General features: G+C 68.7%; 10 protein-coding genes. 2 read left to right on the forward strand and 8 right to left on the reverse strand.

Annotated elements, in window-relative coordinates; genetic code table 11:
• The first annotated feature begins 110 nt into the window (after positions 1 to 110).
• Positions 111 to 1,208, forward strand: coding sequence for a WD40/YVTN/BNR-like repeat-containing protein (locus ACTJJX_RS04155; protein ID WP_003158751.1), 1,098 nt, complete (start codon positions 111 to 113; stop codon positions 1,206 to 1,208).
• A 12-nt stretch (positions 1,209 to 1,220) separates the two neighbouring features.
• Positions 1,221 to 3,602 carry an efflux RND transporter permease subunit gene (locus ACTJJX_RS04160; RefSeq protein WP_003110076.1) on the forward strand — a complete coding sequence of 794 codons (2,382 nt, stop codon included), beginning with the start codon at positions 1,221 to 1,223 and terminating at the stop codon, positions 3,600 to 3,602.
• Positions 3,603 to 3,672: 70 nt separating this feature from the next.
• On the opposite strand, the gene cprS is transcribed toward ACTJJX_RS04160, so the two are convergent.
• The 8 genes from cprS to ACTJJX_RS04200 all read right to left on the reverse strand — a co-directional run bounded on the left by cprS (position 3,673) and on the right by ACTJJX_RS04200 (position 12,660).
• Positions 3,673 to 4,968 carry a cationic peptide sensor histidine kinase CprS gene (gene cprS / locus ACTJJX_RS04165; protein WP_003110077.1) on the reverse strand — a complete coding sequence of 432 codons (1,296 nt, stop codon included), beginning with the start codon at positions 4,966 to 4,968 and terminating at the stop codon, positions 3,673 to 3,675.
• Positions 4,965 to 5,636: a cationic peptide response regulator transcription factor CprR gene (cprR, locus tag ACTJJX_RS04170; protein ID WP_003091311.1), complete on the reverse strand. Its 672-nt coding sequence runs from the start codon at positions 5,634 to 5,636 to the stop codon at positions 4,965 to 4,967. The genes cprS and cprR overlap by 4 nt, the downstream gene beginning before the upstream one ends.
• A gap of 61 nt (positions 5,637 to 5,697) precedes the next feature.
• The gene (locus ACTJJX_RS04175; RefSeq protein ID WP_016852655.1) at positions 5,698 to 6,777 is read right to left on the reverse strand and encodes an alpha/beta hydrolase fold domain-containing protein; all 1,080 of its coding nucleotides are present in this window, start codon (positions 6,775 to 6,777) and stop codon (positions 5,698 to 5,700) included.
• A gap of 53 nt (positions 6,778 to 6,830) precedes the next feature.
• Positions 6,831 to 8,462: a BatD family protein gene (locus tag ACTJJX_RS04180; protein ID WP_003113945.1), complete on the reverse strand. Its 1,632-nt coding sequence runs from the start codon at positions 8,460 to 8,462 to the stop codon at positions 6,831 to 6,833.
• Positions 8,459 to 10,219: a VWA domain-containing protein gene (locus ACTJJX_RS04185; RefSeq protein ID WP_003119769.1), complete on the reverse strand. Its 1,761-nt coding sequence runs from the start codon at positions 10,217 to 10,219 to the stop codon at positions 8,459 to 8,461. The genes ACTJJX_RS04180 and ACTJJX_RS04185 overlap by 4 nt, the downstream gene beginning before the upstream one ends.
• Positions 10,216 to 11,238, reverse strand: a complete 1,023-nt coding sequence (locus tag ACTJJX_RS04190) for a vWA domain-containing protein (protein ID WP_004350938.1) — start codon at positions 11,236 to 11,238, stop codon at positions 10,216 to 10,218. The genes ACTJJX_RS04185 and ACTJJX_RS04190 overlap by 4 nt, the downstream gene beginning before the upstream one ends.
• Positions 11,231 to 11,725, reverse strand: coding sequence for a DUF4381 domain-containing protein (locus ACTJJX_RS04195; protein ID WP_003113947.1), 495 nt, complete (start codon positions 11,723 to 11,725; stop codon positions 11,231 to 11,233). The genes ACTJJX_RS04190 and ACTJJX_RS04195 overlap by 8 nt, the downstream gene beginning before the upstream one ends.
• Positions 11,722 to 12,660: a DUF58 domain-containing protein gene (locus tag ACTJJX_RS04200; protein WP_003091295.1), complete on the reverse strand. Its 939-nt coding sequence runs from the start codon at positions 12,658 to 12,660 to the stop codon at positions 11,722 to 11,724. The genes ACTJJX_RS04195 and ACTJJX_RS04200 overlap by 4 nt, the downstream gene beginning before the upstream one ends.

Here is a 12,660-nt window from a genome sequence, read left to right on the forward strand (position 1 = left end):
GGCTTACACGCTTAACAAAAGATAACGTGGCTTCAATTGTCTCCGTCGCCAAACGCTGGCTATATAACGCTCACCACGAACCACTAATAACAACAACGGGGACGGTATCCATGCGTGAGCCCATGACGTGGCGCACTTCGCCCGGCCAATCCGCGGACGCTTTGCGGCATCCGGCCATTCCTTCCAGATCGCCCCTGGCCAGCAGGGCCCTGTCGTTTCTCGGGGCGCTTTCTCTTCTGACCTTCGCCGCCACCCCGGTCCTGGCCGAGTCGACGCCAACCGCCGCGCCGCCGCAATTCGCCGTGGAGTCGCCGAAGGCCGCCAGCAGCCTGCTGCTCAGCGTCGCCCATGCCGGCAAGCGGCTGGTCGCGGTCGGCGACCGTGGGCATATCCTGCTCTCCGACGACGACGGCAAGACCTGGACCCAGGCCAAGGTGCCGACCCGCCAGTTGCTCACCTCGGTGTTCTTCGTCAACGAGCGCAAGGGCTGGGCGGTCGGGCACGATGCGCAGATCCTCGTCAGCGACGACGCCGGCAGCACCTGGGCCAGGCAGTTCGAGGACCTCGGCCGCGAAGCGCCGTTGCTGGACATCTGGTTCGCCGACGAACAGCACGGCCTGGCCGTCGGTGCCTATGGCGCGCTGCTGGAGACCCGCGACGGCGGCCAGCACTGGGAAGACGTCAGCGAGCGCTTGGACAACGAGGACCAGTTCCACCTCAACGCCATCGCCGCGGTCAAGGACAACGGCCTGCTGGTGGTCGGCGAAGCCGGCAGCCTGTTCCGCTCGAAGGACTGGGGCGCCACCTGGGAAAAACTCGAAGGCCCCTACGAGGGCTCGCTGTTCGGCGCCATCGGTACCGCCGATGCGGGCGGCGTGCTGGTCTACGGCCTGCGCGGCCACCTGTTCCGCTCCGCCGATTTCGGCGACAGCTGGGAAGAGATACCGCTGAAGGCGGCGTCCGGCGACCTGGAATTCGGTCTCTCCGACGGCGCGCTGCTGGCGGACGGGCGTATCGTCGTGGTCGGCCACGGCGGCAGTGTCCTCGAAAGCACCGACGGCGGGCGCAGCTTCAGCGTGTTCAACCGTCCCGACCGGCTGTCCCTGGCCGGCGTCAGCGCCACCGGCGACGGCCACCTGATCCTGGTCGGCCAGGGCGGCGTGCACCTCGCTGCGGCGAACGGTGCCGCGCTCGAACAACAACAATAAGGCGGGGGTCGCATGAGTGCCATGAACCAGCATCAGCAAAACAAGGCGAGCCTGCTCGAACGCCTGATCTTCAACAACCGGCCGGTGGTGATCTTCCTCTGCCTGCTGGTCAGCGTCTTCCTGTTCTACCAGGCCACCCAGGTGCGGCCGTCCACCAGCTTCGAGAAGATGATCCCGCTGGAGCACCCGTTCATCCAGAAAATGCTCGAGCACCGCAACGACCTGGCCAACCTCGGCAACACCGTGCGCATCTCGGTGGAGGCGGTGAACGGCGACATCTTCACCAAGGAGTACATGGAGACGCTCCGGCAGATCCATGACGAGGTGTTCTACATCCCCGGCGTCGACCGTTCCGGCCTGAAGTCGTTGTGGAGCCCCAGCGTGCGCTGGACCGAAGTGACCGAGGAAGGCTTCGCCGGCGGCGAGGTGATCCCGCAGACCTACGACGGTTCGCCGCGGGCGCTGGAGGAACTGCGCAACAACGTGCTCAAGTCCGGGCAGATCGGCCGCCTGGTGGCGAACAACTTCAAGTCGAGCATCGTCGACGTACCGCTGCTGGAGATGTACCCGAATCCGAAGAACCAGAGCGAACTGATCAAGCTCGACTACCGCCAGTTCTCCCATGAGCTGGAAGAGAAGATCCGCGACAAGTACCAGTTGCAGAACCCCAACGTGAAGGTGCACATCGTCGGCTTCGCGAAGAAGGTCGGCGACCTGATCGACGGGCTGGTGATGGTGGTCGGCTTCTTCGGTATCTGCCTGCTGATCACCCTGGTCCTGCTGTACTGGTTCACCAAGTGCATCCGCAGCACCATCGCCGTGCTGATCACCACCCTGGTCGCGGTGCTCTGGCAGCTCGGCCTGCTCAACCTGGTCGGTTTCGGCCTCGATCCCTATTCGATGCTGGTGCCGTTCCTGATCTTCGCCATCGGTATTTCCCACGGCGTGCAGAAGATCAATGGCATCGCCTTGCAGTCCAGCGGCGCCGACAATGCGCTGATGGCGGCGCGGCTGACCTTCCGCCAACTGTTCCTGCCGGGGATGATCGCGATCCTCGCCGACGCCGTCGGCTTCATCACCCTGCTGGTGATCGACATCGGGGTGATCCGCGAGCTGGCCATCGGCGCCTCGATCGGCGTGGCGGTGATCGTCTTCACCAACCTGATCCTGCTGCCCGTGGCGATCTCCTACATCGGCATCAGCAAGAAGGCGGTGCAGCGCAGCAAGGATGACGCGGTGCGCGAGCACCCGTTCTGGCGCCTGCTGTCGAACTTCGCCAGCCCGAAGGTGGCCCCGGTGTCCATCGCCATCGCCCTGCTGATGCTCGGCGGCGGCCTCTGGTATGGCAAGCACCTGAAGATCGGCGACCTCGACCAGGGTGCGCCGGAACTGCGTCCCGACTCGCGCTACAACCTCGACAACGACTTCATCATCCGCAACTACTCGACCAGTTCGGACGTGCTGGTGGTGATGGTCAAGACCTCCCCGGAAGGCTGCTCCACCCACCAGGCCCTGGCGGCCATGGACGAGCTGGCCTGGAAGCTGGAGAACACCGAGGGCGTGCAGTCGGCGATCTCGATGGTCACCGTGTCCAAGCAGGTGATCAAGGGGATGAACGAAGGCAACCTGAAATGGGAGACTCTGTCGCGCAACCAGGACGTGCTGAACAACTCCATCGCCCGTGCCGACGGTCTCTACAACACCGACTGCTCGCTGGCGCCGCTGCTGGTCTTCCTCAACGACCACAAGGCCGAGACCCTCGACCGCGCGGTGGCGGCGGTGCAGGCCTTCGCCGCGGAGAACGACAAGGACGACCTGCAGTTCCAGCTGGCCGCCGGCAACGCCGGGATCGAGGCCGCCACCAACGAGGTGATCAAGCAGTCCGAACTGATCATCCTGGTTCTGGTGTACATCTGCGTGGCGGCCATGTGCATGATCACCTTCCGTTCCTTCGCCGCGACCCTCTGCATCGTCCTGCCGCTGATCCTCACCTCGGTGCTGGGCAACGCGCTGATGGCGGCGCTGGGCATCGGCGTGAAGGTCGCGACCCTGCCGGTGATCGCCCTCGGCGTCGGCATCGGGGTGGACTACGGGATCTACATCTACACCCGCCTGGAGTCTTTCCTGCGCATGGGCCTGCCGTTGCAGGAGGCCTACTACGAGACCCTCCGCTCCACCGGCAAGGCGGTGCTGTTCACCGGCCTGTGCCTGGCGATCGGCGTGGCCACCTGGATCTTCTCGGCGATCAAGTTCCAGGCCGACATGGGCCTGATGCTGACCTTCATGCTGCTCTGGAACATGTTCGGCGCCCTCTGGCTGCTGCCGGCCCTGGCGCGTTTCCTGATCAACCCGGCCAAGCTGCAGGCCAGGAAGGCCTCGCTGTTCGCTCACTGAGTCGCGCCGAGCCCCGCCAAGACCGCGGCCCAGGCCGCGGTTTTTTTGTGCGGAGGAAGGCCGTCGCGCTTCAGTCCGGCGTGGCGGGGAACAGCAGCTCGCAGCGGAAGCGCTGCTCGTCGCTGCTGTAATGCAGGCGCCAGCCGCTCTTCTGGCACAGGCGCTGGACCAGGTCGAGGCCCAGGCCATAACCGAACGCCATCGACTCCTCCGTGCCCTGGGCCGCACCGATGGGGTTGCTGATCAGCAGGCTGCGGTCGCGCACGACGATTTCCACCACGCCCTCGTCGCTGTACTGCAGGGCGTTGCGCAGCAGGTTGCCGATGATGATCCGTGCGCGGGTCTGCGGCAGGCTGTGTGGCTCCACGTCGAGGTGGAAGGTCAGGCCGCGGCGCTGGCTCAGCGCCTGCTGCTCCTCGAGCAGTTCCTCCAGCAGGCGGCCGACCTCGATGTGTCCGTCGTCGCGCAGTTCGCCGCTCTCGCGGCTGAGCCAGAGCAGGGTTTCGGTCATCTGCTGCATGCCCAGCGCCGAGCGGCGGATGCGTTGCAAGGCATGCGGGGAGGGCGCGCGGCCGGGTTGGTCGAGCAGCTCCAGGTTCATGCCGATCACCGCCAGCGGGGTGCGCAGCTCATGGCTGGCGTAGCGCAGGAAGCGCTCCTCGCGCTGGCTGAAGTCCTTGATCCGGGTCACGCTGTTCCACAGGGTATCCGCCAGCACGTTGAGTTCGCGGTAGTTGAAGCGCGGCCGCTGGCTGTCCGGGGCGAGGTCGTCGAGGGTCATCGACCAGCGCGTCAGCTTGCGCAACGGCGCGACGATGAACCAGACCAGCAGGCCGACGGCGGCCAGCGAAGGCAGGGTGACCGATAGGGTGACGATCCAGGTCTGCCTGACGCGGGCGTCGATGATGGCGTCGGACAGCGGCGTGTCGATGCTGCCGGCGGCGTCGTTGTCGTAGAGGTAGAGCGTCTTGCCGTCGGCCAGTGGCTGGCGGACCACCACGTAGGCATCGTCGCTGGGCGCGTCGTCATCCTCCTCTTCGTCATCGTCGTCCCAGTTGCCGAGCAGTTGCATGGCGCCGATGCTCTTGTAGGGCGGGGTGTCGAGCATCTCCCTGAGTTTCGGCGGCAGCCCCGCGGTGCCGACGCTGCCCTTGAAGTAGTAGCTGTCCGGCGCCGGCGTAGCCGGGTCTTCCTGGTAGCGCTGGGCGAAGTACAGCCCTTCCTCTTCCATCATCATGCTGAGCAGGTAGAGGGCGCCGGTCTCGCCGTAGTCGCCGAGCATGCGCGTGTAGACCAGCAACACCCCGGCGAGGATCAGGCTGACGCCGCCACCGACGATGGGGATCAGGCTCAGGCCGCGTTTCATTTGCGCTCCAGTTGGAAGCCGACGCTGTGCAGGGTATGGATCAGAGGGGTGGCGAACCCCTTGTCGACGGTGCTGCGCAGGTGGTGCATGTGCACGTTGAGGGTGTTGCTTTCCGGCGGCTCGTCGCCCCAGACGCTGCGCCCCAGCTGCTCGCGGGTGACCAGCGCGGGGCTGGCGCGCATCAGGCACTCGAGGATCTTCCAGGCGGTGGGGGACAGCGCCAGGGGCGTGCCGCCGCGGCTGGCCTGGCGGCTGTCGAGGTCCATCACCAGGTCGTCGACCTGCAGGCGCTGGGCCTGGCCGCTGCGGCGCCGGCTGAGGGCTTGCAGGCGGACCAGCAGCTCCGGCAGTTCGAAGGGCTTGAGCAGATAGTCGTCGGCGCCGGCGTCGAAGCCGTCGAGCTTGTCCTGCAAGGTATCCAGGGCGGTGAGCATGAGTACCGGGGTCTGCAGGCCGGCTTCGCGCAGCTGGCGACAGACCTGCCGGCCGTTGATGCGCGGCAGCATGATGTCCAGCAGGATCACGTCGTAGCGGTTGGCGCGCGCCAGGTTGAGGCCGGCCTGGCCGTCGCGGGCGTGATCGCAGACCACCCCGGCGGCCTCGAGGTAGTCGATGACGGTGCCGGCGAGATCGAAGTTGTCTTCGACGACGAGTACGTGGATATGCATGGTATCTGTTCGCATGACGGATGGGACGCTGTGCCTGGTTCGCCGCGGGCGTTGCCCGCGCCTACTTGAGCACCTTGATCGGCTTCACCGGGGTGCCGTCGCTCCACTGGCCCATGCCGGTCTGCTCCGGCGTAGCGCCCAGGGCGTACTGGCGGTTGCGGTTGTAGAACGCCGCGTCGGTGAGGCCATCGAACAGCTTCCAGGTGCCGTACCAGTCGAGGGCGTCGATCACCAGCGGGTCGTGGCCGGTATAGCGGCCTTCGGCCTGCTGGACTTCGAGGCGCTTCTCGACGCGGTCGAGCAACCAGTCGCTGTCTTCTTCCTTCGGATACTGCGGGCCGCATACCGGCGCGGTGGGTGCCGCGTGGTTGGCCAGCAGCGGCGGAGCGCCGTGGCGATCGCTGCGCAGCAGCAGCAGGTTCTTGTCGCTGGGCGGAATGTGCCGGCTCTGGCGGTAGATGCGCTTGGCGTCGGTGCAGGCCACGTGGCTGTCCTCGTCGCCGCAGACCGCCAGCAGCAGGGTGCCCTTGGCCAGCCCCGACAGGCGTTCCTGGGCCACGCCGTCCCAGCGCTTGCCCTGGCTCTTGCCGGGCTCGACCACCATCAGCGCCTTCGCCGCCGGCAGCTTCAGGCGTTCGCTGGCGGCCGCCAGGTTGGCGGCGAGCAGTCCGCCGGCGGAGTGGCCGAGGTAGGCGACCTGGTTCAGCCGCGGGCGCACCCCCAGCTCGCCGGCCTGCAGGCGCCTGAGGGCGTCGCCGAGGGCGCCGGCGGCATTGTCGAGGAAGTCTGCGTTGGGCGTCTTCAGGTCCGGCTGGTAGCGCGGGTAGACCACCACCATGCCGCGGCGGACGATATGGTCGATCCAGGCGCGGTAGAGGTCCGGCTGCATCACGCTCCAGCCGTGCAGGAAGATCACCAGCGGAGCGTTGCCGGGGACCGGTTGCTCGGGGGTGAACACCCAGTATTCGCGAGCGCCTTCGCCGAAGTGCCACTGATGCACGCTGGCATGGCGATAGGCCGCGCCGCCCGGCCCTTCGGCCGGCTGCGTCGGCGGCGTGGGCGCGGTCGGCGGTTCGGCGGCCGTCGCGGCGTGGCCCAGGAGCAGGCCGCACAGGACGAGGTACAGGGTACGGAAGCGCATGCGGGCCCTCTTGCGGAATCGGAATGTCGTGCCAGTCCTAACCATAGCGCCGTTCAGCGCGGATAGAGCGGTGGCAGGCCGCCATTGTCGACCGCTCCCGCCGGCGCTTGTTCCGTGGTGGGCAGGGCGCGGATCGCCCGCCACAGGTCCTCGCCCTGCCAGGAATGGCCGCTCTCGCTGTACAGCGCGCCGTTGAGGCCATCCAGGGCGTCGGACAGCGGTACGAAGCGGGCCGCCATGTCGGCCAGGGTATCGGGTTGCTGACGGGCCCAGGCGTCCAGGGCCTGGCGGGTCGCCTGGGGATCGTTGGCCAGGCAGGCGCGGCGCAGCTCGTCGAGCAGGCTGCGGCTGCTCGGGCCGTTGGCCGCGGCGCGGATCACCGCCGGCAGCTGGCGGGCGCGCCACCAGAGGCCGAAGCCGAGCAGGGTGGTCAGGGCCAGCACGGCGGTAGCCAGTTGCCAGGGCCAGAGCGTCGGCTCCAGGCGTTCGCCGAGCGGCAGCGCCGCCGCCGGCGGCTCCGCCTCGGCCTGCGGCGCGGCGGCCACTTCCAGGGTGCGCGGTGGCAGGCTGGTGCGCTCCAGGCGGTCTTCGCGGGTGTTCCACCAGACCACTTCGAGCGCCGGCAACTCGATGCGCCCGGCCTGCTCGGGCACCAGCGCCTCGCGCTCCTCGCGACTGCCGATGAGGCCCTGGTCGGTGCTCTGGTCGGCCAGCTGCGGTTGGTCCGGGTAGCGCCGCAGGCCTTGCACGTCGGGCAGCGGCAACGGCGGAAGCTGGGTGCCGGAAAGCCCCTCGACCTTCAGCAGCACGTTGCGCGTCAGCGATTCGCCGACCTGTGCCTGCTCCGGCTGCGGGCTCCAGCTTTCGCTGATGCTCAGCGCGCGGGCCGGCATCCAGGGCGCGTCGGCCGGATAGTCGGCGGGCTTGGGCCGGACCTGCAGCGGGATGCTCGGCGAAGTCACCCGCATCTGCCGGCCGGGGCGCGGGCCGAAGGGGTTGTAGTCGTCGCTGCCACGGTCGACCAGGGTAGCGCTGAAGGCTTGCGCAGGAATCTCCAGGGTGCCGCTCTTCTGCGGGAAGATCGCGTAGCGCACCTCGATCACGCCGTGGCGGATGCCGTTGATCTCCTTCTCGTAGGTGCGCGCCTCGCCGAGCTGTTCGACCTTCGCGTCGTTCATCGCCAGCGGGGTCAGGCTGCTGTCGTCGTATAGCGACACCGAGTGGTAGATGCGCAGGGTGAGGATCGCCTGGGCCTGCACGTAGACTGTCTCCTGGTCGACGCTGGCATCGATGAAGACCGGCGCCAGCTTGCTGCTCTTGGCGCGGTCGCGCGCCTCCAGTACGTGCAGCCTGATCGGCTGGGTGCTGCTGGCGCCGAGGCTGATCGGCGGGATCGCCACGTAGCCGCTCTGCTTCGGCAGGAGGGTGACGATCCAGCGGGTGGTGGCCTGGGCCCGGCCGTTCTGCGTGGCGAGACGGTTGACCTGGCGCGTGCCGAGGACCTCGAAGAGGGCGTCCAGCGGGCTCAGGTCGGGTTTGCCGAAGAGGGTCGGGTCGTCCGATTCCAGCGTCAGTTCGACGCTTTCCCCTTCGGTCAGGCGGGCGCGGTCGACGCTGGCGCTGAAGCTGGCATGGGCGGAAACGCAGAGGAGCGCGAGAAGCAGGCTGCAGAACAGGCGGATCATGGCGTGGCTTCCTGGCGTTGCTGCTGTTGGTACCAGAACTTGCGCCGCAGCAATTCGGCGGGATCGTCGGGAATCTGTCGCAGCCATTGCTCGAGGGCCTGGCGACGTTCGTCGTCGAGTCCGTCGTCGGCTTCCTCGTCGCCCGTCCGCTCGTCCTCGGCGTTGGGCTGCGGCTGCGCTTGGCCGGGTGCTCCGGCGGTCTTCTCGCCTTCGTCTTCCGGCAGGCTGGTCGAGGGCGCCGCGGCCTGGGCCTTCTGCGCATCGACGGTCGCCGCGTCGCGCGGCGGCCGCTGGCTGCTTCCGGATGGCGGGCTCTGCTGGCTCGCTTCCTGGCGCTGTTCCTTGTTCTCGCCGGCCTGCTGCTGCGCCGCCTGTTCCTGGCGTTGGCGCAGCAGTTCCTCGACCAGGGCCTTGTTGCGTTGCGCGGCGACCAGTTGCGGCTGGCGCTCCAGGGCTTGTTCGTAGGCGTCGACGGCGGCTTCCAGTTCGCCCTGGCGGGCCAGGGCGTTGCCACGGTTGTAGTGATCGTCGGCCTGGTCGCCTTGGGCGAAGGCCTGGGCCGCGGCGGCGTAGTCGCGGGCCTGGTAGAGCGACAGGCCTTTCCAGCGGAAGTCCTCGAAGCGCTTCGCCGCCTCGTCCGCCTGGCCCCGTTGCAACAGGCGCTGGCCTTGCTGGTCCGGACGCAGCCAGAGGTCTTCGAACTGGAAGGCCATGGCCGGTTGCGGCAGGCTCAGCATCAACAGCGGCAGGCAGAACAGCCAGCCGCGCCGTCCGGCACAGGCGGCCAGCAGGAGCAGCGGCAGGAGCAGCCAGTAACCCTGGTCGGCCCAGCGCTGCAGGCGCAGCAGGGCGTTCTCGCGATCTTCCTCCAGCGTGCCGCCGCGGGCCAGCAGGCCGAGGCTGTCGAGGTCGCGGTCGTTCGGCCGCAGGCGCTGGTAGCCGGCGCCGATCTCCGCGGCGAAGCGGCGCAGCCCGCTTTCGTCGAGCCTGGGCAGGAGGATGCCGCCCTGGTCGTCCTTGAGGAAGCTGCCATCCTCCTGCTGCACCGGAGCGCCCTTCGGCGTGCCGACGCCGAGCACGGCGAGGCGCGCCGCCCGGTGCTCAAGGGCGCTGCGGATGCCCTGGCGCTCGGGTTCGCTCAGCTCGCTGGTCAGCAGCAGCAGGCGGCCGCGGCCCTGGGCGCCCTGTTCCAGCAGGTCGAGGGCCTGGCGCACGGCGAGGTCGGCGCGCTGGCCGGGCTCGGGCATGATCGAAGGTTTCAGGGCGTCGAGCAGGTTGCGCGCGGTGAGCTGGTCGTCCGACAGCGGCACCAGGGTATGCGCGCTGCCGGCGTAGACGACGATCGCGGTCTGCGCGTCGTTGCGCGTGCGAAGCAGGTCGAGCAGCTTGCGCCGGGCCTGCTCCAGGCGGGTCGGCGACAGGTCGCCGGCAAGCATCCCGGGAGTCAGCTGGAGGATCGCCACCAGCGGGTCGCTACGCTTCATCGAGGGCTGTTCCAGTTGCTGCCAACTGGGCCCGAGCAAGGCCAGCAGGGCCAGCAGCCAGGCGATGCCGAGGCAGATCCAGGGCATGCGGTTCTGCCGCCCGGCGCCGCCGACCAGCAGCCAGGGCTGGAAGGCCGTCGGCAACAGCAACTGCCAGCGTCCGGCACGACGCTGGCGATGCAGCAGCTTCCACAGCAACCAGCCAAGCAGCGGCGCCAGCAGCAGCCAGTAGGGGCGCAGCCAGTGCGGCCAGGCGTCCAGCAACAGGTTCATGGTTGCCTCCCGGAACGGCGGCGCGGCCAGGTCCGGTTTTCCCGTGGCCAGAGTTCCAGCGCCACCAGCAGCACACTCAGGCCGAGGGCGGCGGCCAGCGGCCAACTGTACAGCGCCAGGGCCGGGCGCGCCCGGGTAGTCTGCTGGGCGACCGGTTCGAGGCGGTCGAGGGTCGCGGAAATGCTTTCCAGCTCGGCGCTGGATCGCGCGCGGAAGTATTCGCCGCCAGTGCTCTCGGCGATACCGCGCAGGGTCGGCTCGTCGAGATCGAGCCCCGGGTTGAAGCCGAACAGGCCGGGCACGCCGCCTTGCTGCGGGTCGGCGCCGATGCCGATGGTGTAGATCTTCACCTGTTGCTCGGCGGCCAGTTGCGCGGCGATCTGCGGGGCTATCTGTCCGCCGGTGTTGGCGCCGTCGGTGATCAGCACCAGCACCCGGCTTTCCGCAGGCCGCTGGCGCAGGCGCTTGACCGCCAGGCCGATGGCGTCGCCGATCGCGGTGTTCTTGCCGGCGATGCCGATCTGCGCCTCGTCCAGCCAGACCCGCACGGTGTGCCGGTCGAAGGTCAGCGGCGCCTGCAGGTAGGCCTGGCTGCCGAACAGGATCAGGCCGACGCGGTCGCCACGACGGTCTTCGATGAAGTCGCCGAAGAGTTTCTTGATCAGTTCCAGGCGGCTGATCTCGTCGTCCTGCCAGCGCATGTCGCGGTAGTCCATGGAACCGGAGACATCCACCGCGAGCAGCAGGTCGCGGCCGCTGGCGGGTAGCGGCAGGGGGTCGCCGACCCACTGCGGGCGGGCCGCGGCGAGCAGCAGGAGGAACCAGAGCAGGGCGAAGCGCACCTGCTGCCGCCAGGCCGGCAGGCGTGCGCGGGCACGACGCCCGGCGAGGCTTTCGAGTTCGTCGAGGAAGCTCACCTTGAGCGCCGCCTCGCCGCTGTCGGCGGCCGGCAGCACCAGACGCAGCAGCCAGGGCAACGGGGCGAGGGCGAAGACCCAGGGCCAGGCGAACTCAAACATGCTTGCGAATCCAGGTGGCGACGGCGGCGTCGAGGCCGTCCACGGCCTTGTCGTCGAGGGTGCAGTCGGCGCGGTAGCCGCCTTCCACCAGGATCATCCAGCGGGTCAGGCCGGCGGCCGGGCAACGGTTGTCGAGGAACGCCAGCCAGGCGCGGCCGCTGAGGGCGTGGCTGCCGCTATCTGGCCAGCGCGCCCTGCAGACCCGCTTGAGCAGGCCGTTGATGGCTTGCAGCCAGGGTCCGGCGGAAGCCCTGCCGTAGGGCTTGGCAAGCGCCGCCAGTTCGGCCAGGGCCGCTTCGCGCAGCGGATCCAGCGGCGCTTCGCCGCGGGTGGCGATGGTGCGCCGCGGCAGGTGCCGGCGCAGTCGCCAGAGCCCCCAGCCGAGCAACGGCAGCAGGGCGGCCAGCAGCCACCAGCCGGGCGCTGGCGGCCACCAGCCGACGGGCAGGGGGGCGATCAGCGGTTCCAGCCGGTCGAGCGGATTCATGCGCGATACCCCGGCTGGTGTTGTTCCAGCAGGTCCCGCAACTGCTCCACCAGGTCTTCCTGGGTCGACAGCGGCAGCAGCGGCACGCCCAGTCGCTGGGCCAGCCGCTGCCAGCGCGCGCGGCGCGCCTCGGCCAGTTCGCGATAGGCCTGGCGCAGCTCGTCGGCGTGGGTGTCCAGCTCGAGGTCGGCGGCGCCTTCGCGGAAGCGCAGCAGTCCGGCGGCGGGGAGGGCATGGTCGAGCGGGTCGGACAGCGGCAGCAGCACCAGGTCGGTATGGCGTGCGATCAGGCTGAGTTGCTGCTCGGCGACGTCATTGAGTGTGCGCTCGTCGCACAGCACCAGGATCAGGCTGCCCGGGCGCAGCACTTCGCGGGCGCGGCGCAGGGCCAGGCCGAACAGTTCGCCAGGCCGCTCGGCCGGCGTCTCGCGCAGCTCGCGATTGGCCCGCAATAGCTGGTTGAACAGTTGCAGCAGGCTGTGCTTGCTGCGTCGCGGCTTGATTTCGTGGCAGTCGCGGTCGCTGAATACCAGGCCGCCGATACGGTCGTTGTGGGCCAGCGCCGACCAGCCGATGAAGGCCGCCGCGCGTGCCGCCAGCACTGCCTTGAAGCACAGGCCGGAGCCGAAGAACAGGCGCTGGCTCTGTTCGACCAGGACGAACACCGGTCGCTCGCGTTCCTCGTGGAACAGCTTGGTGTGCGGCTCGCGGGTGCGCGCGGTGACGCGCCAGTCGATGGTCCGTACGTCGTCGCCGGGCTGGTAGATGCGCACCTGGTCGAAGTCCACGCCGCGTCCGCGCAGGCGCGAGTGATGCAGGCCGACCAGCGGGCTGCGGCGGTTCTGCGAGGAGAACAGGCGCGCTTCGTGGAGCCGGTGGCGCATTTCCAGAAGCTCGTCGAGGCCCAGTTCGACGCCCGGGGCGGCGCTCAGCAT

It is taken from the genome of Pseudomonas sp. 22490, assembly GCF_052044465.1.
GTDB lineage: Bacteria > Pseudomonadota > Gammaproteobacteria > Pseudomonadales > Pseudomonadaceae > Pseudomonas > Pseudomonas aeruginosa.

Bases quoted from the DNA above. Each gene is read 5' to 3' on its own strand.
- ACTJJX_RS04180 (WP_003113945.1), bottom strand. From the start codon at position 8,462: ATGATCCGCCTGTTCTGCAGCCTGCTTCTCGCGCTCCTCTGCGTTTCC.
- cprS (WP_003110077.1), bottom strand. From the start codon at position 4,968: ATGAAACGCGGCCTGAGCCTGATCCCCATCGTCGGTGGCGGCGTCAGC.
- cprR (WP_003091311.1), bottom strand. From the start codon at position 5,636: ATGCATATCCACGTACTCGTCGTCGAAGACAACTTCGATCTCGCCGGC.
- ACTJJX_RS04175 (WP_016852655.1), bottom strand. From the start codon at position 6,777: ATGCGCTTCCGTACCCTGTACCTCGTCCTGTGCGGCCTGCTCCTGGGC.
- ACTJJX_RS04155 (WP_003158751.1), top strand. From the start codon at position 111: ATGCGTGAGCCCATGACGTGGCGCACTTCGCCCGGCCAATCCGCGGAC.
- ACTJJX_RS04190 (WP_004350938.1), bottom strand. From the start codon at position 11,238: ATGTTTGAGTTCGCCTGGCCCTGGGTCTTCGCCCTCGCCCCGTTGCCC.
- ACTJJX_RS04200 (WP_003091295.1), bottom strand. From the start codon at position 12,660: ATGCTGAGCGCCGCCCCGGGCGTCGAACTGGGCCTCGACGAGCTTCTG.
- ACTJJX_RS04195 (WP_003113947.1), bottom strand. From the start codon at position 11,725: ATGAATCCGCTCGACCGGCTGGAACCGCTGATCGCCCCCCTGCCCGTC.
- ACTJJX_RS04185 (WP_003119769.1), bottom strand. From the start codon at position 10,219: ATGAACCTGTTGCTGGACGCCTGGCCGCACTGGCTGCGCCCCTACTGG.
- ACTJJX_RS04160 (WP_003110076.1), top strand. From the start codon at position 1,221: ATGAGTGCCATGAACCAGCATCAGCAAAACAAGGCGAGCCTGCTCGAA.